Annotated in this window: 21 protein-coding genes and 1 tRNA gene; 16 read left to right on the plus strand and 6 right to left on the minus strand. The window is 69.3% G+C overall.

The window, feature by feature from the left end:
• Together Q0R13_RS11880 and Q0R13_RS11885 are read left to right on the plus strand one after the other, a co-directional pair.
• A partial coding sequence (locus Q0R13_RS11880) for an energy transducer TonB (protein WP_293904122.1) occupies nucleotides 1-461 on the plus strand: 461 nt, incomplete at its 5' end.
• 245 nt (nucleotides 462-706) lie between these two features.
• Nucleotides 707-783: transfer RNA gene (locus Q0R13_RS11885), tRNA-His, on the plus strand.
• A 34-nt stretch (nucleotides 784-817) separates the two neighbouring features.
• Here the strand turns inward: Q0R13_RS11885 and Q0R13_RS11890 are convergent.
• On the minus strand, nucleotides 818-1,822 hold the full coding sequence (locus Q0R13_RS11890) for a LacI family DNA-binding transcriptional regulator (protein WP_293904124.1): 1,005 nt from the start codon (nucleotides 1,820-1,822) through the stop codon (nucleotides 818-820).
• Between the two features lie 182 nt (nucleotides 1,823-2,004).
• On the opposite strand from Q0R13_RS11890, the gene Q0R13_RS11895 reads away from it, so the two are divergent.
• The 7 genes from Q0R13_RS11895 to Q0R13_RS11925 all read left to right on the plus strand — a co-directional run bounded on the left by Q0R13_RS11895 (nucleotide 2,005) and on the right by Q0R13_RS11925 (nucleotide 9,636).
• A complete protein-coding gene (locus tag Q0R13_RS11895) occupies nucleotides 2,005-3,222 on the plus strand; it encodes an MFS transporter (protein ID WP_293904126.1) in 1,218 nt (405 codons plus the stop codon).
• Nucleotides 3,223-3,247: 25 nt separating this feature from the next.
• Nucleotides 3,248-4,201 (plus strand): sugar phosphate isomerase/epimerase, encoded by a 954-nt coding sequence (locus Q0R13_RS11900; RefSeq protein ID WP_293904128.1) that lies wholly within the window; start codon nucleotides 3,248-3,250, stop codon nucleotides 4,199-4,201.
• On the plus strand, nucleotides 4,198-5,331 hold the full coding sequence (locus tag Q0R13_RS11905; RefSeq protein ID WP_293904130.1) for a Gfo/Idh/MocA family oxidoreductase: 1,134 nt from the start codon (nucleotides 4,198-4,200) through the stop codon (nucleotides 5,329-5,331). The genes Q0R13_RS11900 and Q0R13_RS11905 overlap by 4 nt, the downstream gene beginning before the upstream one ends.
• Complete coding sequence (locus tag Q0R13_RS11910; protein ID WP_293904132.1) at nucleotides 5,328-6,383, plus strand: sugar phosphate isomerase/epimerase; 1,056 nt, start codon at nucleotides 5,328-5,330, stop codon at nucleotides 6,381-6,383. Before Q0R13_RS11905 ends, Q0R13_RS11910 begins: the two co-directional genes overlap by 4 nt.
• An 18-nt stretch (nucleotides 6,384-6,401) precedes the next feature.
• Nucleotides 6,402-8,135, plus strand: a complete 1,734-nt coding sequence (locus tag Q0R13_RS11915; RefSeq protein ID WP_293904134.1) for a GMC family oxidoreductase — start codon at nucleotides 6,402-6,404, stop codon at nucleotides 8,133-8,135.
• 23 nt (nucleotides 8,136-8,158) lie between these two features.
• The gene (locus Q0R13_RS11920; protein ID WP_293904136.1) at nucleotides 8,159-8,716 is read left to right on the plus strand and encodes a gluconate 2-dehydrogenase subunit 3 family protein; all 558 of its coding nucleotides are present in this window, start codon (nucleotides 8,159-8,161) and stop codon (nucleotides 8,714-8,716) included.
• A gap of 155 nt (nucleotides 8,717-8,871) precedes the next feature.
• A complete protein-coding gene (locus Q0R13_RS11925) occupies nucleotides 8,872-9,636 on the plus strand; it encodes a DUF1080 domain-containing protein (RefSeq protein ID WP_293904138.1) in 765 nt (254 codons plus the stop codon).
• Between the two features lie 69 nt (nucleotides 9,637-9,705).
• Here the strand turns inward: Q0R13_RS11925 and Q0R13_RS11930 are convergent, their stop codons facing one another.
• Nucleotides 9,706-10,092 (minus strand): hypothetical protein, encoded by a 387-nt coding sequence (locus Q0R13_RS11930; protein ID WP_293904140.1) that lies wholly within the window; start codon nucleotides 10,090-10,092, stop codon nucleotides 9,706-9,708.
• Between the two features lie 141 nt (nucleotides 10,093-10,233).
• On the opposite strand from Q0R13_RS11930, the gene Q0R13_RS11935 reads away from it, so the two are divergent.
• Complete coding sequence (locus Q0R13_RS11935; RefSeq protein WP_293904142.1) at nucleotides 10,234-10,668, plus strand: DUF4260 domain-containing protein; 435 nt, start codon at nucleotides 10,234-10,236, stop codon at nucleotides 10,666-10,668.
• A 259-nt stretch (nucleotides 10,669-10,927) separates the two neighbouring features.
• Here the strand turns inward: Q0R13_RS11935 and Q0R13_RS11940 are convergent, their stop codons facing one another.
• From Q0R13_RS11940 to Q0R13_RS11950, 3 genes are read right to left on the minus strand one after another with little or no spacing between them, the layout of a single operon-like run.
• Nucleotides 10,928-11,608 (minus strand): DUF1080 domain-containing protein, encoded by a 681-nt coding sequence (locus tag Q0R13_RS11940; RefSeq protein WP_293904144.1) that lies wholly within the window; start codon nucleotides 11,606-11,608, stop codon nucleotides 10,928-10,930.
• A 2-nt stretch (nucleotides 11,609-11,610) separates the two neighbouring features.
• The gene (locus Q0R13_RS11945; RefSeq protein ID WP_293904146.1) at nucleotides 11,611-12,228 is read right to left on the minus strand and encodes a gluconate 2-dehydrogenase subunit 3 family protein; all 618 of its coding nucleotides are present in this window, start codon (nucleotides 12,226-12,228) and stop codon (nucleotides 11,611-11,613) included.
• Nucleotides 12,225-13,931: a GMC family oxidoreductase gene (locus tag Q0R13_RS11950; protein WP_293904148.1), complete on the minus strand. Its 1,707-nt coding sequence runs from the start codon at nucleotides 13,929-13,931 to the stop codon at nucleotides 12,225-12,227. Before Q0R13_RS11950 ends, Q0R13_RS11945 begins: the two co-directional genes overlap by 4 nt.
• 142 nt (nucleotides 13,932-14,073) lie before the next feature.
• Here Q0R13_RS11950 and Q0R13_RS11955 point away from each other — a divergent pair, with 142 nt between their 5' ends.
• Together Q0R13_RS11955 and Q0R13_RS11960 are read left to right on the plus strand one after the other, a co-directional pair.
• Entirely contained in the window at nucleotides 14,074-14,766 is a 693-nt protein-coding gene (locus Q0R13_RS11955; protein ID WP_293904150.1) for a TetR/AcrR family transcriptional regulator, read from the plus strand.
• A 329-nt stretch (nucleotides 14,767-15,095) separates the two neighbouring features.
• Nucleotides 15,096-16,877, plus strand: coding sequence for an NAD(P)/FAD-dependent oxidoreductase (locus Q0R13_RS11960; protein WP_293904152.1), 1,782 nt, complete (start codon nucleotides 15,096-15,098; stop codon nucleotides 16,875-16,877).
• A gap of 15 nt (nucleotides 16,878-16,892) precedes the next feature.
• On the opposite strand, the gene Q0R13_RS11965 is transcribed toward Q0R13_RS11960, so the two are convergent.
• The gene (locus Q0R13_RS11965; protein ID WP_293904154.1) at nucleotides 16,893-17,165 is read right to left on the minus strand and encodes a hypothetical protein; all 273 of its coding nucleotides are present in this window, start codon (nucleotides 17,163-17,165) and stop codon (nucleotides 16,893-16,895) included.
• Nucleotides 17,166-17,296: 131 nt separating this feature from the next.
• On the opposite strand from Q0R13_RS11965, the gene Q0R13_RS11970 reads away from it, so the two are divergent.
• From Q0R13_RS11970 to Q0R13_RS11985, 4 genes are all read left to right on the plus strand, one after another.
• Nucleotides 17,297-17,533, plus strand: coding sequence for a hypothetical protein (locus tag Q0R13_RS11970; RefSeq protein WP_293904156.1), 237 nt, complete (start codon nucleotides 17,297-17,299; stop codon nucleotides 17,531-17,533).
• Nucleotides 17,534-17,567: 34 nt separating this feature from the next.
• A complete protein-coding gene (locus tag Q0R13_RS11975) occupies nucleotides 17,568-17,954 on the plus strand; it encodes a helix-turn-helix transcriptional regulator (protein WP_293904158.1) in 387 nt (128 codons plus the stop codon).
• Between the two features lie 132 nt (nucleotides 17,955-18,086).
• Nucleotides 18,087-18,935 carry an SDR family NAD(P)-dependent oxidoreductase gene (locus tag Q0R13_RS11980; RefSeq protein ID WP_293904160.1) on the plus strand — a complete coding sequence of 283 codons (849 nt, stop codon included), beginning with the start codon at nucleotides 18,087-18,089 and terminating at the stop codon, nucleotides 18,933-18,935.
• A gap of 43 nt (nucleotides 18,936-18,978) precedes the next feature.
• Nucleotides 18,979-19,353, plus strand: coding sequence for an MmcQ/YjbR family DNA-binding protein (locus Q0R13_RS11985; RefSeq protein ID WP_293904162.1), 375 nt, complete (start codon nucleotides 18,979-18,981; stop codon nucleotides 19,351-19,353).
• Nucleotides 19,354-19,385: the final 32 nt, after the last annotated feature.

Raw genomic sequence — 19,385 nt, forward strand, 5'->3', positions numbered from 1 at the left:
CGAACACCCCGCCGCCGCCGCCGCCAAAGCTGCAGCTGCGTCCGCCTGTGGCTGCGCCGGACATCCCGTCGATCCCGCCTCTGCCGGTCCCGCCGGTCGAGCGTCGGATCGAGCAGCCGAAGCCGCCCGCCGCACCGCCGCCCGAGCCGCCGCGTCCGTCCGTGATCACCAACCCAGACTGGGCGCGTCGTCCGACAGGCGAGGATCTCGCGAGGTACTTCCCCGATCGCGCCCAGCGCATGGAAGTCAATGGCAAGGCGACGATCAGCTGCACGGTCGACGCCAGAGGCGGTCTTCAGGGTTGCTCGATCATCTCCGAAGATCCGGCCGACATGGGCTTCGGGGAGGCCGCGATCAAGATGAGCAAGCTTTTCAAGATGCGGCCGCAGACTAAGGACGGCCAGCCGGTCGACGGCGGCACGGTGCGGATTCCGATCCGCTTCGATCTGCCGAAGGGCTGATTTCCCGGTCCATCTGAAACGAATTGGCCCCGGCTGCTCACGCAGCCGGGGCTTTTTCTTTGGGCCGACGGCCAGGGCGGCCGCTGGGGAGCGGGCCGGCTCCAAGCCCTCCGGCGATTTCGGCGTGCGCCTGTCTGACGGCCGGGAACTCGCCGGCTCGCGCCGCTATCGCCGACCGTTTCTGACGCCTTGATCTGCGGCTTGATTGGGCGGGGCGGTCCGACTAGAACCTCCGCTCGCGATGCGCCGCCTTAGCTCAGTTGGTTAGAGCGCTAGATTGTGGATCTAGAGGTCCTCCGTTCAATCCGGAGAGGCGGTACCATCGCAGCCTTCCCACGTCGCAGCGACACGCGCCCTCAGGTGGCCTGGGCGGTGCTCGCGCGGATGACCAGCCGGTGGGGCAGGGTGACGTGCCGCGGCGCGTCTGATCGCCCGGACAGCACCTCCAGCAGCAGCCTGACCACCTCGTGGCCGATCTCCCGGGTCGGCTGGCTGATCGTCGTGAGCGACGGGTCCAGGAAGCGGGCGAAGCGGATGTCGTCGAACCCGACCAGCGACACATCGCGCGGGCAGGCCAGCCCGCGCCGACGGATCGCATCCATGGCGCCCATGGCCATCTCGTCGCTGAAGCAGAAGAGGGCCGTGGGCCGCGCCGCCCGCTGCAGCAGGACGCCGCCATGCTCGGCGCCGGACTCGATCGAGAAGTCGCCGGTCGCGACGACCAACTCCTCCGCCCGGCTGCGCCGCCCAGCCGCCGCGCGCACCCCGGCCAGCCGGTCGCGGCTGATCGGGCTGACCAGCGGCCCCGTGATCACCCCGATGCGGCTGTGGCCGAGGCCGTAGAGGTGGTCCATCGCCTCGGCGGCGGCGCGTTCGTTGTCGATATGGGCGCTGGAGACCCCCAGGCCGGCGCTGAACTCGCAGCCGTTCACGATCGGCGTGCGCGGGCCCATGGCGGCGACCATCTCGGCCAGGGTGTCGGGCAGGCGGTGGCCGAGGAAGATCAGCCCGTCCGCCTCCCGCCGCCGCAACATGCCGGCGTACTGTTCCTCGCGCGCCTCATCGTGCCGTGTGTCGCCCAGCAGCACGGCATAGCCGGCCGCCGACGCGGCCTCCTCGACCCCGCGGATCACCTGCGAAAAGAACGGGTTGGAGATATCCGGCACCGTCACCAGGATCTTCTCGGTGCGCAGGGTCCGCAGGGTCTTGGCCGCCAGGTTGGGCGTGTAGCCCAGGTGCGCCACCGCCGCCTCCACCTTGGCGCGGGTGGCCGCGGTCACCCGCTCGGGCGCGCTCAGCACGCGCGACACCGTGGCGGTCGAGACCCCCGCCCGGCGCGCGACATCCTGAATCGTCGTCATGGCGCGGACACTGGCGACAGCGTACGGGCAATACAAGGCGCAGCCGGCGCCCCGCCCGCCGCGTGCTGGACAGTTGCCCGTCGTCGCGGCGTTTGCTATTCGTGAAATCGATTACATCGGGTGCGCGGAAGCCGTTCAAAGAGCCTCCCCGCCCGGCGGACCTTGCGGGAGGAGCCTTGAGCATGTCGGTGCGGACGCGGCTGTTCCTGATGATGGTGCTGCAGCTCGCCGTCTGGGGCGCCTGGGCGCCGAAACTGTTCCCGTACATGGGCATGCTGGGCTTCCAGCCTTGGCAGCAGTCGCTGGTCGGCAGCGCGTGGGGCGTGGCCGCGCTGGCCGGCATATTCTTCTCCAACCAGTTCGCCGACCGCAGCTTCGCGGCCGAGCGGTTCATGGCGCTCAGTCACGCCCTGGGGGGCCTGGCGCTCGTCGGCTGCGCCTTCATGACCAGCTTCTGGCCGTTCTTCGGCTGCTACCTGGTCTTCAGCCTGCTCTACGTGCCGACGCTGTCGGTCTCCAACTCCATCGCTTTCGCCAACCTGAAGGAACCGGCGCGAGACTTCGGCGCGGTCCGCATGGGCGGCACGGTCGGCTGGATCCTGGTCAGCTGGCCGTTCATCTTCCTCCTGGGCGCACACGCCACGGCGGACCAGATTCGGTGGATCTTCCTGGTGGCGGCGATCGTCTCGTTCGCCCTGGCGGCCTATAGCCTGACCCTGCCGCATACGCCCCCGAAGACGGATGCGGCCGGCGCGGACCCGCTGGCCTGGCGCGAGGCGCTGACGCTGCTGCGCGTGCCGTTCGTGGCGGTGCTGTTCCTGGTCACCTTCCTCGATAGCGTGATCCACAACGGCTACTTCGTGATGGCCGATGCCTTCCTCACCGACCGGGTGGGGATCGCCGGCAACCTCAGCATGGTGGTGCTCAGCCTCGGCCAGTTCGCCGAGATCGTGACGATGTTCGTGCTGGGCGGGGTGCTGATCCGGCTGGGCTGGAAGGTCACCATGATCATCGGCATCCTGGGCCACGCCGCGCGGTTCGCGGTGTTCGCCTTCTTCGCCGACAGCGTGCAGACCATCGTGGCCGTCCAGCTGCTGCACGGCGTCTGCTACGCCTTCTTCTTCGCCACCGTGTACATCTTCGTCGACGACGCCTTCCCTAAGGACGTGCGTTCCAGCGCCCAGGGCCTGTTCAACTTCCTGATCCTGGGGGTCGGCAATGTGGTGGCGAGCTTCCTCTTCCCCGCCCTGATCGGCCGCTTGAAGGATCCGGTGACCGGGGCGGTCGACTACCAGAGCCTGTTCATGGTCCCCACCGGCCTGGCGCTGGTCGCGGTGGTGCTGCTGGCCGTCCTGTTCCGCCCGCCGACCCGGGCGCCCGAAACCGTGGCCCTGGCCTGATGCCGACCCCAGACGGAGACGCCCCATGCGTTCGATCTCGCCCGACTTCCACCGGCGGAGCTTCCTCGCCGCGGGGCTGGCCGCGATGAGCGCGACCGGCGCCTCGGCCGCGCAGCCGTTCTTCAAGCGCCACGGCCTGCCGCTGGGCATCCAGCTCTACACGCTGGGTCCGGACGCGGTGAAAGACCTGGACGGCACGCTGAGCGCCGTCGCCGCGATCGGCTACAAGCAGGTCGAGCTGGCCGGCTTCCTGGGCCGCACGCCGGCCGAGATGCGCGCGGCGCTGGACCGGGCGGGCCTGGCCTGCGTCAGCGCCCACATCCAGGGCAGGGCGGCCGGGCCCGACGGCGGACTGGACGGCGATCTCGACAAGCTGGCCGCGGGTCTCAAGACCATCGGCGTCCAGACCGCGGTGATGCCCAGCCTCTATGTGCCGAAGCGGTTCTCGATCAATGCCGGCGAGGGCTTCGGGGCCTATCTGCGCCGGATGGCCGGCGAGCTGACGGCCGACGACTGGAAGATGAATGCCGATTTCCTCAACCAGAAGGGCGCGGCGCTGAAGGCGCACGGCATCCGGACCGGCTACCACAACCACAATTTTGAGTTCTCTCCCCTGGGCGCGACCAACGGCCTGGAGATCCTGCTGAAGAACACCGACCCGGCCCTGGTGACCTTCGAGATGGATATCGGCTGGGTGGCTGCCGCCGGCGCCGATCCGCTGGCGCTGCTGAGGGCGCACAAGGGCCGCTTCAGCATGGCCCACGTGAAGGACATCAAGGCCGACACCACGCCCAACTTCGCCCTGGCGATGGACCCGGCGGAGATCGGGTCCGGGAAGCTGGACTGGAAGACACTGCTGCCCACGGCCTACGCGGCCGGCGTGCGGGGCTTCTATGTCGAGCAGGAGCCGCCGTTCACGCGGCCGCGGATCGAGGCGGCGAAGATCAGCTACGACTACCTGGCGAGCGTCGTGGCGTGACCCTGCGGATGGCCATGGTCGGCGGTGGCCCGGGGTCGTTCATCGGGCCGGTGCACCGCATGGCGGCCGAGCTGGATGGGAAGTTCCGGCTGGTGGCCGGCGCCTTCAGCCGCGACGCGGGCCGCAACGCCCAGGCGGCGCGGGCCTGGGACGTGGCGTCGGACCGGGCCTACGGCGATTATCGCGCCATGATCGCGGGCGAGGCGGCCCGTCACGATGGCGCCCAGCTGGTGGCCGTGGTGACGCCGAACCATCTGCACTTCGAGGTCGCGGCCGCCGCGCTGCAGGCCGGATTGCACGTGATGAGCGACAAGCCGGCGACCCTGAACCTGGCCGAGGCCCGCGCCCTGGCGGGGATCGTCGCCGCGTCCGGCCGGCTCTACGGCCTGACCCACGTCTACACCGGCTATCCGATGGTCCGCGAGGCACGCGAGATGGTGCGCCGGGGCGACCTGGGGCGCATACGCAAGATCGTCGTCGAGTACGCTCAGGGCTGGCTGTCGCGGCCCCTGGAACAGGGCGGCGACAAGCAGGCCGGCTGGCGCGCCGATCCGGCCCAGGCGGGGGTCGGCGGCTGCATCGGCGACATCGGCACCCACGCCTTCAACCTCGCCGAGTTCATCGGCGGCGCGCCGGTCGAGCGGCTGTGCGCCGACCTGGCCGCCGTCGTGCCCGGGCGGGTGCTGGACGACGACTGCAATGTGCTGCTGCGCTTCGCGGGCGGGGCGCGGGGCGTGCTGATCGCGTCGCAGATCTCGGCTGGCGGGCGCAACGGCCTGAACATCAAGGTCTACGGCGAGACCGGCGGGCTCGCCTGGAACCATGAGCGCCACACCGAACTGACCGTCGACTGGCTGGACGCGCCGAGCCAGGTGCTGCACGCCGGATCGGCCTATCTGAGCGCGCCGGCCCGGTCGGCCTCGCGGATCCCGGCCGGGCACCCGGAAGGCTTCATCGAGGCCTTCGCCAATCTTTACAGCGACGTCGCCGACGCCATCGTCGCCGGTCGCGCGACCGCCGATCCCGCGCCCGGCATCGCCGCGGGCGTGCGCGGCATGGCCTTCGTGGAGCGGGCGGTGGCGGCCAGCCGCGACGGCGCGGGCTGGGTCGCCCTGGGAGAGGCCGCATGAGGACGCTCAAAGGGCCCGGCATCTTCCTGGCGCAGTTCATCGGGACGCAGGCGCCGTTCGACAAGCTGTACACCATCGCGGAATGGGCGGCGGGCCTGGGTTACGTCGGCGTGCAGATGCCGACCGGCGGCGCCGACTCTGTCTTCGACCTGGAGCAGGCGGCCGCGAGCCAGGCCTATTGCGACGACATCGCCGGCATGCTGGCGAACCATGGCCTCGTCATCACCGAGCTCTCCACCCACCTCCAGGGACAGCTGGTCGCCGTGCACCCGGCCTATGACGACATGTTCGACGGCTTCGCGCCGCCGCAGGTGCGCGGCAAGCCCAAGGACCGCCAGGCCTGGGCGGTGCAGCAGGTCAAGCTGGCGGCCAAGGCCAGCCAGCGCCTGGGCCTGACGGCCCACGCCACGTTCTCGGGCGCTCTGGCCTGGCCCTATCTCTACCCCTGGCCGCAGCGGCCGGCGGGCCTGGTCGAGGAGGCGTTCGCCGAGCTGGGACGGCGCTGGCGGCCGATCCTCGACGCCTTCGATGACGCCGGCGTAGACGCCTGTTTCGAGATCCACCCGGGCGAGGACCTGCACGACGGCGCCACCTTCGAGCGGTTCCTGGAGGCGGTGGGCGGCCACCCCCGCGCCAATATCCTCTACGATCCCAGCCACTTCGTGCTGCAGCAGCTGGACTACCTGGACTTCATCGACCGCTATCACGACCGCATCCGGGCCTTCCACGTGAAGGACGCCGAGTTCCGCCCGACCGGCCGCTCCGGCGTCTACGGCGGCTACCAGGGCTGGGTCGACCGGCCGGGCCGGTTCCGCTCGCTGGGCGACGGGCAGATCGACTTCGGGGCCATCTTCTCCAAGCTGGCGGCCTACGACTATCCGGGCTGGGCGGTGCTGGAATGGGAGTGCGCCCTGAAGCATCCCGAGGACGGCGCCCGCGAAGGTGCGCCCTTCATACGCGACCACATCATCCGCGTGACGCCACACGCCTTCGACGATTTCGCCAAGTCGGGCATCGACCCGTCGCGCAACAGACGCCTGCTGGGACTCTAGCAGGCAGGGGAGAACCAGATGGCCAACCTCAACACCAAAGCCAAGGCCGAGAACACCTACGACGCCATCGTCGTCGGCAGCGGCATCACCGGCGGCTATGCGGCCATGGAACTGACGGCCAAGGGCCTGCGGACCCTGGTGCTGGAACGCGGCGGGCCGGTGCGCCACGTCGTGGACTATCCGACCGCCCGCCTGCACCCGTGGGAGGCCAAGTACCCGCGTGGCAAGCTCCCGCAGGCGGAGATGGACGCCCACTACGCGATGCAGCAGCGCACCGGCTATGCGGTGACCGAGTATTCCAAGCACTTCTTCGTCAAGGACGACGAGCACCCCTATTCCGAGACCCAGCGCTACGACTGGATCCGCGGCTATCATGTGGGCGGCCGGTCCCTGACCTGGGGGCGGCAGTGCTACCGCCACTCGGACCTGGATTTCGAAGCCAACGCGAAACAGGGCGTCGGCGTCGACTGGCCGATCCGCTACGCCGACCTCGCGCCCTGGTACGACAAGGTGGAGCGGTTCATCGGGGTCAGCGGCCAGGCCGAGGGACTGCCGCAGCTGCCGGACGGCGTATTCCAGCCGCCGATGGAGTTCAACTGCGTCGAGAAGGCCTTCAAGGCGAAGTCCGAGGGCAAGTTTCCCGAACGGCGGGTCACCATCGGCCGCGCCGCCCACCTGACCCAGCCTACCGCGGAGCAGACCGCGCTCGGCCGCGGCCAGTGCCAGAACCGCAACCTGTGCGTCCGCGGCTGCCCGTTCGGCGCCTATTTCAGCTCCAACTCCGCGACCCTGGTGGCCGCCGAGCGGACCGGGAACCTGACGCTGCGGCCCAACTCCATCGTCACCGCGCTGATCCACGACGACAAGGCCGGCAAGGCCACGGGCGTGAAGGTGCTGGACGCTGCGACCGGCGAGGAGATCGAGTTCCACGCCGACGTGATCTTCCTCTGCGCCTCGACCTTCAACTCGACCTGGATCCTGATGAACTCGACCAGCAAGCGGTTCCCCAACGGCTTCGGCAATGAGAGCGATCAGCTGGGCCGCAACATCATGGACCACCACCTGGGCGTGGGCGCCCAGGCCTACGCGCCCGGGTTCGAGGACATGTACTACTCGGGCCGCCGGCCGAACGGCATCTATGTGCCGCGCTTCCGCAACCTCGGCGACAAGGCGACCGCCCGGTCCGACTTCATGCGCGGCTATGGCTACCAGGGCGGCGCGGGTAGGCTGGGCTGGGACCGCGACCTCTCCGGCAGTGGCGTGGGCGCGACCCGCAAGGCGGCGCTGAGCCAGCCCGGCCCCTGGGGGATCCGCCTGGGCGGTTTCGGCGAGATCTTGCCGAACCCCAAGAACCGCATCACCATGAACCACAGGGTCAAGGACAAGTACGGCCAGCCGACCCTGACCTTCGACGTGGCCCTGGGCGAGAACGAGACGGCGATGCGCAAGGACATGAAGTCCGCCGCCGCCGAGATGCTGGAGGCCTCTGGGTTCCAGGGCGTCAAAGAGCTGGACGGCGACTACGGGCCCGGCCTGGGTATCCACGAGATGGGCACGGCTCGGATGGGGCGCGACCCAAAGACCTCGGTGCTGAACGCCTTCAACCAGGTCCACGCGTGCAAGAACGTGTATGTCACCGACGGCTCGGCGATGGCGTCGTCGGCCTGCGTCAACCCTTCGCTGACTTACATGGCCCTGACCGCACGCGCGGTGGACCATGCGGTTGACGCCCGGCGGCGGGGGGACCTGTGATGGCGGCGAAAGGGGGCTTGCCCATGCTGAACCGACGCGAAGCCTTTGGCGGGCTGATGTTCGTGGCCGCCGGCGCCGCCGCGCTGACGCCCGCCCACGCGGTGGCGCAGGGTGCGCTTGCGCCGCTGGGCTGGACGCCGGCGGCGCTGACGCCGGTGCAGGCGATGACCCTCGACGCGGCGTCCGAGGCGATCATGCCGGCTACCGACACCCCGGGGGCGAAGGAGGCCGGCGTCGCCCGGTCCATCGATGCCTGGGTGGGAAACTACTGCGTCGCGGCCGACGCGGCGGCGATCCGGGGCGCTCTCGACCGCCTGGACGCCGACGCGCGCGCGGCGGGGGCGGCGTCGTTCGCAGCGGCCGCGCCGGCGCAGCAGGCGGCCGTGCTGACCAGGATCGACGCCGAGCCGGCGCCGGCGACCGGGCGCGCGCCGTTCGCGGTGCTCAAGGAATATGTGACGGTGGCCTTCTTCACCTCGCGCCCGGGGGCGACGCGGACGCTGCGCTACGACCCGAACCCGGGGCCCTATCGCGGCTGCATCCCGGTCTCGCAGGTCGGCCGCGCCTGGGCCACGTCATGAGGCGCGACCGCTCGCTCTCCTCAACCGTAGGGGGAGGGGGACCGCCGAATGGCGGTGGAGGGGGAACGCCACCGTCGAGACCCCTCCCGCAAGCCCCCTCCACCGTGCTGCGCATGGTCCCCCTCCCCCTATGGGTGAGGAGAGCGGGCTTCGCCATGGCTGCGATCGTGTCGATCATCTGCGTCGCCTTCCCCGCCGGCGCGGCGGAGCATTGGAAGTCGATCTTCAACGGGCGGAACCTCGACGGCTGGGTCCCGAAGATCAACCACCACCCGCTGGGCGAGAACTGGCGCGACACTTTCCAGGCGAAGGACGGGGTGCTCAAGGTCGACTACAGCCAGTATCCCCGCTTTGCCGACGAGTTCGGGCATCTGCTCTACAAGCGGCCCTTGTCCGCCTACCGCCTGCGGCTGGAGTACCGGTTCATGGGCCCGTCGCCACCCGGGGCCCAGGCCTGGGCCGTGCGCAATTCCGGCGTGATGTTCCACGGCCAGTCGCCGGAGAGCATGGACCTCAACCAGCCCTATCCAATCGCGGTCGAGGCTCAGCTCCTGGGCGGCGACGCCACCGAGACCCGGCCCACCGGCAACGTCTGCACGCCAGGCGTCACGGTCTCGATCGGCGGAGTTCCGCAGAAGGCGCACTGCATCAACTCGACGTCGCCGACCTTCCGCGACGGAGAATGGGTGCGCTTCGAGCTGGAGGTGCATGGCGGGCGCCTCGTGCGCCAGTTCGTGAACGGCCAGTTGGTGATGGAGTACACCGGCCTGATGCTCGACCCGAGCGAGTTCCGGCGCTTCGCCAACCGGGATCCAGGCGACGCCAAGGTTGAGCCGCTGACCCGGGGCTACATCTCGCTGCAGGCCGAAAGCGGCCCGATCGAGTTCCGCAAGATCGAGCTGATGGAGCTTAAGGAGTAGCAGCCCCCGGGCTATTCCTCTTGCTTGCGTTGGAAGGCGCGGGCCCGGAAACGCCTCTCTGCCGGCCGTTCATTTGCTGGCGGCCGGCGATTCCCTGGTCAGCTGGCCAGCCGAAATCTTCCAGTCTCCATGTGTCGCGGTGGCGACCAGGATCATGGCCCTCTGCAACCCGGGCATGGGCTGGCCGTCCACCAGGAAGTCCATGTGGAAAAAGATCGTCGCTACGTCCGGCCGCCGCAGATGGAACTCCGGCCTATCCTTCTTCGTGATCGTCGTCTTCACCGCCCAGCCTAAGAGCGCGCGTGACCTGCTCCCCTGCGGTCGCTTGATCATGGCGAGCGCCCTGGGGGTAGAAGCCGAATGGGTTCGACGTGCGATCAACCCAGCCTGAAGATCCGGCGTCGATCTGCGGTCGGACCAGGGCTGGCGCGACATGGCCGCGGCCATCGAGTCCATGGCTGGGTGTCTCGACCCCGCACAAGGAACGGATAAGCGCGGTCGTGCTATAAATTCTTGAATAGCCGTGCTTCGCTTTCCCAGGATTTCATACAGCGATGTTCGCCCCGATCTTCCCTGCATCCACAGGGACTTTCGACCATGTCAGCAGCGGCCATCACTACAAATTCCGACGCCCGTCCGGCGCCGTCGGAAAGCTCCGGGGCGACCCGTGGCTCCGTAACCGTGCTGCTGCGCCTTGAGGCGGGCATCGCCCTGGTTGCATCCATCATGGCGTATCGCGCCGTTGGCGGAAGCTGGTGGCTGTTTGCGGGACTGTTCCTGGTTCCGGACCTCAGCATGCTGGGCTACCTGGTGAACCGCCGCATTGGCGCGGCCGCCTATAATTTCGGGCACACCTATCTTTCGCCGGCTGCGCTCGCCGCGGCGGGCTTCGCCGCCCACGCGCCGACCACCTATCTCTGGGCGCTCATCTGGGCCGCCCACATCAGCTTCGATCGGCTGGTCGGCTATGGGCTGAAGTATCCGCAGGCCTTCGGAGCCACCCATCTGGGCCACGTCGGAAAGCGCCCATGAGGCGGCCGCAGAGGCCTTCGAGGTCCTCGGCGTCGACCCCCGTGCTCGTCGCGAACGCTGAAGGGCGCGCTTAGCGATCATAAGCGATGGCGTCTTGAATGGCGCCGCGGCCGTTCCCGAACCCGCGACTTGAGGGCTGTGATCGGTGGCTTCGGTCTGACCGGTGCGGCTTTGCGCCGTCGCCGCGCGGCCGGGGCCTAGCTGAGACCTTGGCGCGCCGCCGGTCCTCGGATCGGGGGCCGCGCCAAGCCTTGTGCGTCTACTTCAGCACCCGGATCTTAAGGTTCCGGAACGCCACGTCGTCGCCGTGGTTCTGGAGCGCGATGGAGCCGGCGCGGCCGGTGGCGAACTGGGGCCAGCGCCTGAACTTGCTGGAGCCGACCAGGGCGTTGAACGTCGGCGAGCCGATCTCGTATTCGGCGACCTTCATGCCGTTCAGCCAGTGCTGGACATGGTTGTGGTCGACGATCAAGCGGGACGAGTTCCACTCACCGACGGGCTTGGTCATGTCCATAGCGGGCGCGACCAGGGCGAAGAGGCCGCCCGCCCGTTCCAGCGGCGGTTCGCCGCGGGCGTTGTCCAGGATCTGATACTCGGGCCCGCTCTCGTAGGTCTCGTCGCCCACCGGGATCACGTGGAACATCACCCCGGAATTGCCGAGCTTGCTGATCTTCCATTCGAAGATGAGCTCGAAGTCCTCGTAGTCGGCCTTGGTGACGAGGTCCTTGGAGTGCTCGGGATCGGGTGTGAGCGCGCCGACCTTCACCGTCCAGCCCGGGTCCGGGACCGGGGTCTTGAAGCCGCGCCAGCCGGCGGTGGTCTTGCCGTCGAACAGCAGCGTCCAGCCGGCGGCCTTCTCTTGCGGCGTCAGCACATTGGGCGCGGCCATGGCGCCGCCGGCGAGGGTGGCCATGGCGATGGCGACCGCGACAATCTTCATGATCAGAGGCCCAGCTTCCTAAATTCGCGGTCCAACGCCGCCTTCACCTCGGCCGAGGGGCCGGGGTCGGACGGGCGGGCGACATTGCCGGTGTAGCCGATGTCCTTGAAGCCGGCCTCGGTGGTGTAGTACGCGCCGATCGTCAGCGCCCGGAACCGCTTGAAGAAGCCGGAGCCGGGCAGGGCGGCCAGGGCGGCGGTGCGCTTCGCCGCATCGGCCTTCAGGACGTCGCCGCTCAGCTTGCTCAGGCCATCGACGATCACCGGGCGGTCCTTGAGCTGGTCGGGGTAGGGCGCGCTGACCCATTCGTCGATGAAGTCGGGGACGCCCAGGCTGCTCGCCGACGGCGCCGTGCCGCTGGCCGGCAGGATGAAGTCGGCCAGGATGGCGGCGGCCTGCAACTGGTCCTGGGTCAGGATGCGCGGCCAGGACGCCTTGGCGGGGTGGAGCAGGTTGGGGTCCGTGCCGTACCCCTTGGCTGCTGGCTTGCCGGCGGTCTTGTGGTTGTAGAGCACGACGCCGCCGCCGGCCGCCGCCGTGGCCGCGCCGACCACGCCGATCCAGGTCAGCGCTGTGCGCCGATCGATCTTCGAGACGTATTTGGGAGCTTCGTCGGTCATCGGAGCGCGCCCTGTCGGGCCAGCGTCGCCAGGTGGTCGCTGGAGCGCCAGGCCAGGGCCAGGATCGACAGCGTCGGGTTCTTGTCCGGGCTGGAGACCAGCACCGCCCCGTCGGTGACGAACAGGTTCGCGACCGCCCAGGTCTGGCCGTACTGGTTGACCACCGAGTCGGTCTCGTCATGGCCCATGCGCACGGTGCCCACCTCGTGGATCATCTCGCCGCCCTTGGAGATCGCCTTCCTGCCGTCGGTCTCGACCTTGCCCAGCGGCTTGCCGCCCAGCTTGTCGATGGCCTCCAGGAAGGTCTGCACCATGTGAGCGGCCTGTTTCGTCTCGCTCTCGCCCCACTTCCAGTGGAACCGCAGGACCGGGATCCCCCACTTGTCCTTCACCCCGGGATCGAGCTCGCAGTAGCAGTCGTCGTTGGGGATCATCTCGCCACGGCCGTTGAAGCCGATGACGCTGCCGTAGCGGTGGCGCAGGGTCTGGCGCAGCGCGTCGCCCACGCTGACGTCGCCGTCGGGCAGCAGGCCGGCCAGACTCATGGATGGCATCTGCCGGCCGCCGCCGACCTCCACATGGTAGCCACGCGGGAAGCCCAGTTCCTTCTGCTTCGCATACCCCCACCAGGGCGCGTAGACGTGCTCCACGCTCATCCCGTCGTCGTTGGTGGGCGGCAGGCCCGCCAGCGCCGGAATCTGGCCGCGGACGCCCAGGCCGACGCTGTCCATCAGATAGCGGCCGACCATGCCGTGGGTGTTGCACAGGCCGTCCGGGAAGCCCGCGCTCCTGGAGTTCAGCAGGATGCGCGCGGTCTCGCCCGAGCCGGCGGCCAGCACGACCGACTTGGCTGTCACAGAATGGTGCTCGCCGGTCACCCGGTCGACGTAGCTGACGCCCTTGGCCTTGCCGGCGCCGTCCAGATCGACCTGGTAGACCAGGGCGTTGGTGACGATCGTCAGGTTCCTGGTCGCCATGGCCGGCGGCAGCAGCACGGTGGTCGACTGGAAGTTGGCCCCGATCGCGCAGCCGCGGCCGCAGGGGGTCGCGAAGACGCAGGTGTTGCGGCCCTCCATCGCCTGGCTGACCACGGCGCCATGCATCGGGACCACCGGGATGCCCATGGCCTCGAAGGCACGGGCGTAGAGCGTCTCGAAGGCGCGGGGCGGCGGGCCCTCCAGCAGGCAGCCGGGCGGCGAGTCGGGGGTGTTGAACAGATTTCGGGGGGGTCCCGCGCCGGTAACGCCGACCAGCTTCTCAGTCTTGTCGTACCAGGGCGCCAGGTCGTCGTAGGTGATAGGCCAATCCGCGCCAAGGCCGTCGCGGCTGCGCGGCTTGAAGTCCAGCGGCCCGAAGCGGAGCGAGATCCGACCCCAGTGGTTGGTGCGGCCGCCCAGCATCCGGGGCCGCCACCAGGTGAAGGGTTCGGAGCCCTCGGCCACCGTGTAGGGCTCGTTGGGCACCTGCCAGCCGCCGTCCACCGTGGCGTCGTAGAACCCGAACGGCTTGTCCGGCGTGGACGCCCCGCGCAGGGGCGCCTCGGCATTGATGTTGTACATCGGGGTCTCGACGCGCGGGTCGTAGTTGCGGCCCGCCTCCAGCATCAGCACCTTCAGGCCGGAGCGGGTGAGGTGGTAGGCGCTCATCCCGCCGCCGGCCCCGGAGCCCACGATGATCGCGTCATAGGGCTCTGCTGCCGCCACCCGTTTCCCCTCGCATGTAATCAATTACATGGCAGGGTGGCGCCGACCGGGGCCTTGGCCAAGCGGCGATTTGCGCCCCGCCGAGACCATCGCTTGACCCCCGGCGCGGGCGCGCCTAGCGCCGATGCGGAACGGAGCGGCGATGGCGCGGGCGGATGGACAATCGGGCGGCGCGATCCGCGGCCGGCGGCCCAAGGGCCAGGGGCCGGACCTGCGCCAGTCGATCCTCGACGCCGGCGAGGGGCTGTTTTCCCGCCACGGCTTCTATGGCGTCACGGTGCGCCAGGTGGCGGCCGAGGCCGGCGTCGACACCGCCCTGATCCACTACTACTTCGGCGCCAAGCGCGAGCTGTTCGACAGCGTCTTCGCCCGCCGCGCCGAGATCCTCAACACCGCCCGCCTGGACGCGCTCAGCGCCTACGCGGAGGCCCATCGCGGCGCCCTGCAAGCGGAAGGCGTGATCGAGGCCTTCATCGGCCCGCTGATCGAGCTGTCGATGACCAACGACGAGGGCTGGAAGAACTATTTCCGGCTGGTCGCCCTGGTCAACAACACCCCGGCCTGGGGCGGGGAGACCATGCACCGCTACTTCGATCCGGTGGTCCGCGCCCTGGTGGAGATGCTGCGCCAGGCCCTGCCGGACGCCGAGGTCCGCGACCTCTACTGGAGCTATCAGTTCCTCACCGGCGCGATGATGCTGACGCTGTCGGAGACCGGCCGCATCGATCAGCTGTCCGACGGGCTCTGCCGCTCCACCGACCTGGAGGCCGTCCGCGTCCGGCTCTACGCCTGGTGCGCGGCGGGCTTGTCCGAGGTGGTCCGACGCCGCGCCTGACGCCACATTATCGCACCGCACCATTTCGCCGCGGCGCCTCCAGGCCGGGCGCTTTCCCCTGGGAGGCGAGTCGCCAGGTCACCTGCAGTCAGATTTCATGGGTTTATGAAATTAGGGCTTGCGTGCAGTGCAGCAAAGAGTCAAAAAGGTCCTGCCCTTTTGGGCGTTTCCTCCCTAATGACTTGGCCGCGCCTCCGGGTGCGGCCTTTTTTTTGGCCCGCGCAGGCGTCACGCGCCGTTGACAGGAGCCCCGCGGGGTACCGATCCTTCCAACCGAGACGGTCGCCGGCATCAGTCCGACAGAACAGGCCGTCCGGGAGGGCGCGAGCGTGGCCGACAAAGGCAAGACCCTGGAGGCCGATCAGCGGCCCCGCCCCATCCGCGGGCCGCAGCCCCTGGCGCCGAGCCCGCAGCCGCAGGACCACTACGAGCGCATCAAGGACCGGTTCGCCGAGGCGCGCGACCTGCGCCTGAAGTACCGGCCGGAGGGGACGGCGCAGTTCACCTCCGACCTCACCGGCGACCTGGCGAAATATGCGCTCAATCCGCACACCGAGACCGCGCCGCCGCGCGACCCGATCACCGACCACGTCGAATGCCTGTTCATCGGCGGCGGCTTCTCGGCCCTGCTGACCGCCGCGCGGCTGCGCGAGCGCGGCGTGCAGAGTATCCGCATCGTCGAGCGCGGCTCCGACGTCGGCGGCACCTGGTACTGGAACCGCTACCCCGGCGCGGCCTGCGACGTGCCGGCGGCCGACTACCTGCCGCTGCTGGACGAGATGGGCTACCTGCCGTCGCACATCTACGCCAAGGGCCCGGAGATCTTCGCCCACTGCCAGGCGATCGCCCGGCGCTATGAGCTCTACGACCTGGCCGTGTTCCACACGACCGTGACGTCGACGACCTGGGACGCGGCGGCCAAGGTCTGGCGGCTGGCCACCGACCGCGGCGACGCGATGACCGCCCGCTTCGTGATCTGCGCCAACGGCACGCTGTCCAAGCCCAAGCTGTCGAAGATCGCCGGCATGGAGACTTTCGCCGGCCACGCCTTCCACTCGTCGCGCTGGGACTTCGGCTACACCGGCGACGACCTCGCCAAGCTCTCCGACAAGGTGGTGGGGGTGATCGGCACCGGCGCCTCGGCGGTGCAGATCATTCCGCGGCTGGCGAAGGCGGCGAAGCAACTCTACGTCTTCCAGCGCACCCCCTCGGCCATCGACGTCCGCAACGACCGGCCGACCGATCCGGAGTGGGCGGCGCGCCAGCAGCCCGGCTGGCAGCAGGCCCGGCGCGAACGCCACCTGCGCGGCCGCCCGCTCACCCCCGAACAGCAGGCCGAGATCGCCGCCCTGACCCGTGAGGAGAAGATCCGCCGCCAGGAGAACGCCAACATCGACAACATGATGCGCATCCATCGCCGCATTGAGGAGATCGTCGAGGACAAGGCCACCGCCGCGGCGCTGAAGCCCTGGTACATGTACATGTGCAAGCGGCCCTGCTTCGACGACGAGTACCTGCCGGCCTACAACCGCCCCAACGTCCGCCTGGTCGACACCGATGGCGAGGGGATCACCCAGATTACCGCCGAGGGTCCGGTGTTCGAGGGGACGAGCTATCCGCTGGACCTGCTGATCTACGCCACCGGGTTCGAGGTGCAGAAGACCGGGATCTACAACCAGATCCGCGGGGAGGGCGGCGTCGAGCTGAACGAGCGCTACGACAAGGACGGCATCCGCACCCTGCTGGGCGTGCACTCTCATGGCTTCCCGAACCTGTTCATCATGGGCGGCTACCAAGCCTCGTTCCAGTTCAACCTGACCTTCATGCTGCAGACCCAAGGCGACCACATCGCCGAGTGCATCCGCCACGTCCGCGACGGCGGCCATGACACCATCGATGTGCGGCCCGACACCGAGGAATGGTGGGTGCAGGAGGTGATCGCCCACCGCGGCAAGACCAGCCGCAACGCCGACTGCACGCCCGGCTACTACAATTTCGAGGGCGAGATGAACCGCCGCCAGGACGGCAACTACAACGGCGGCTTCCTGCAGTATTTCACCCACATGAGCGCCGTGCGCGGGGCGATGGAGGCCAATTTCCGGTTCGATTGAACCGGGCCTGAGCCGTCAGGTGGCTTTCGCCAGCGACTTGAGGGCCGCGGCCAGCCGGCGGGCGTGGGCGCGGCCGATCTCGCCGTCCCGCGCGCCCGTCGACAGCAGGACCGCCATCCGCTGGAGGTCGGCCTTGCCGCCGCCCGGCGCGAACGCACCCGCCAGCAGCCCGGCCTCCAGCAACAGGTCGGCGCGAACCGCCGGCGCGCACGCCGCCAGCAGGGCGTCGTCGAAGTCGACGATCTCGCAGGCGCCGGTCACGGGCCGGTCGGGTTCATGGTGTGCCATCGGAGCGGACTAACCGCTGGTGGCGCCGAGGGTTCCCGCAGGGCGTGTGAGGCACGATCGGTGTTCACAGAACCGCCCGCTGGGGTTGCTTGCGTTCCCCCATGGGATGGTCGAGGTTCCGTGAAAATGGGGTGCAGATGATTCAAGACCCGGAGCATGCCAGGCGACTGGCCCAGAACCTGGTGGAGTTGCTGGTCCCTTACGAGGAGGAGCTGATCCAGCTCGAGCGCGACACGCCGGCGTTCGGTCCCCTGCGGCGGGCCGTGGGCATCGCGATCGCGGAGGCCTGCTACTGCATCTCTGACCGGCCGGTGCTGCAAGAAGACCTGGTTCCCCCGGCCAGCGACGAAGCCAGCCGGGCTCGGTAGATCGTCCCCGTCCCCAAGGAGATCCGGAACACCCATGGCCAACAGACCCGATGCGGCCGCTGACCCCGTAGATGTCGCCGTCGGCGCGCGGATCCGGCTGCTGCGCAAAGTGCGCGGGCTGTCCCAGCAGGCGCTGGCCGAAGCCGCCGGCGTGACCTTCCAGCAGATCCAGAAATACGAACGCGGCGCCAACCGCGTCAGCGCCTCCATGCTCACCCGCATCGCCAAGACCCTGGCCGTGCCGGTGGCCGAGATGTTCGGCGAGAACTCCGCCTCCAGCGGCGCCGTCGACGAGGTGGCGGCCCTGCTGGCGGAGCCCGGCGCCCTGGAACTGCTGAAGGCCTACGCCGGTCTGCCGCGCGGCGTGTCGCGCTCGGCCCTGGTGGAATTCGTCCGCAGCCTGCGCAGCCAGCCCGGCTGACGAAGCCCCGGTTTCGGAGCCTGCTCCCGGCGCCGCCTCGACCGCGCGGACTCAAAACGACGCCGAGTCGTCCCGACCTCTTGCCGACGCCGCACCGCGCCCGCAACGTCTCCCAGGGCAGGAGACACCACCATGCAGGACCTCGCGGGAAAGACCGCCTTCGTGACCGGCGCGGCCTCGGGCATCGGCCTGGGGATCGCCACCGCCCTGGCCCAGGCCGGGGTCAGGGTCATGCTGTGCGACATCGAGGCCGGCGCGCTGGCCGCGGCGGTCGAGGGGCTGAAGCGCACCAACGCCGATGTCGATGGCGTCGTCGCCGACGTCTCCCTCAAGGCCGAGCTCCAGAAGGCGGCCGACGCCACCATCGCCCGCTATGGCCAGGTGCACATCCTGGTGAACAACGCCGGGGTGACCGGCAGCGGCCGCTACGGCGCCTGGACCGACGCCGGCTGGTCGTGGACCCTGGACGTCAACCTGATGGGGGTGGTCTGGGGTATCGAGATCTTCGGGCCGCTGATCGAGGCGCACGGGCAGGGCGGCCAGATCGTCTCCACCGCCTCGATCGCCGGGCTGCTGTCGGGCGCGAGCATTCCCTACAACGTCTCCAAATATGGCGTCGTCGCCCTCTCCGAGGGCTTGCGCGTCGAGCTGGCCCCGCGCGGCATCGGGGTCTCGGTCCTCTGTCCGGGCGTGATCAATACCAACATCGCCGATAGCGCCCGCAACCTGCCCGCCCGGTTCGACGGCCGGATCGGCCCGGCCCCCACCGGCGGGCGGACGGCCGAGGGGTTCGGCCGGCTGCGCGAGGCGCTGGCCGCCGGCATCGACCCGCTCTATGTGGGCGAGCTGGTCCGCGAGGGCATCGAGCAGGACTGGCCCTACATCTTCACCGACCTGCAGTTCGAGCCGCTGATCGAGGCCCGCTTCGCGGCCATCAAGGCGGGCTTCGACCGGATCCGGGGGCGGGAGCCCCGGCGGTGAGGTTGAGGCCTGGGGTTCGCCGGTCGCAGCCGAGGGCCGAAACTTGAGCCTCAGCCCCCGCGTCGCCGCCTTGCGGGCCGTTCTCGAGACCAAGCCCGGGGCCGCGGGCGCGTCGTTGCCGTCGGCCCGCGGCGTGGTGATCTACAAGGTCATGGGCAAGATGTTCGCGATCCTGACCGACCACAAGATCGAGAACGTCATCCTGAAGTGCGACCCGCACCTCGCGGAGGTGCTGCGCGAGCAGTACGCCGGGGTCGGCCACCGGTCGCACCTGGACCGCCGCTTCTGGATCAGCGTCAATCTCGACGCCGACGTGCCGGCCGACGAAATCGAACGCCTGGCCGGCCACTCCTACGACCTGGTCTGCGCCGGCCTCACCCGCAAGCAGAAGGCCGAGCTGGCGGCGCTGTCGGCCTAGAGCCTTTCCAGTTCAAGTGGAGCCACTTGAAC

Origin of the sequence: Phenylobacterium sp. (assembly GCF_025351295.1) — a bacterium.
Classification (GTDB): Bacteria; Pseudomonadota; Alphaproteobacteria; order Caulobacterales; family Caulobacteraceae; genus Phenylobacterium.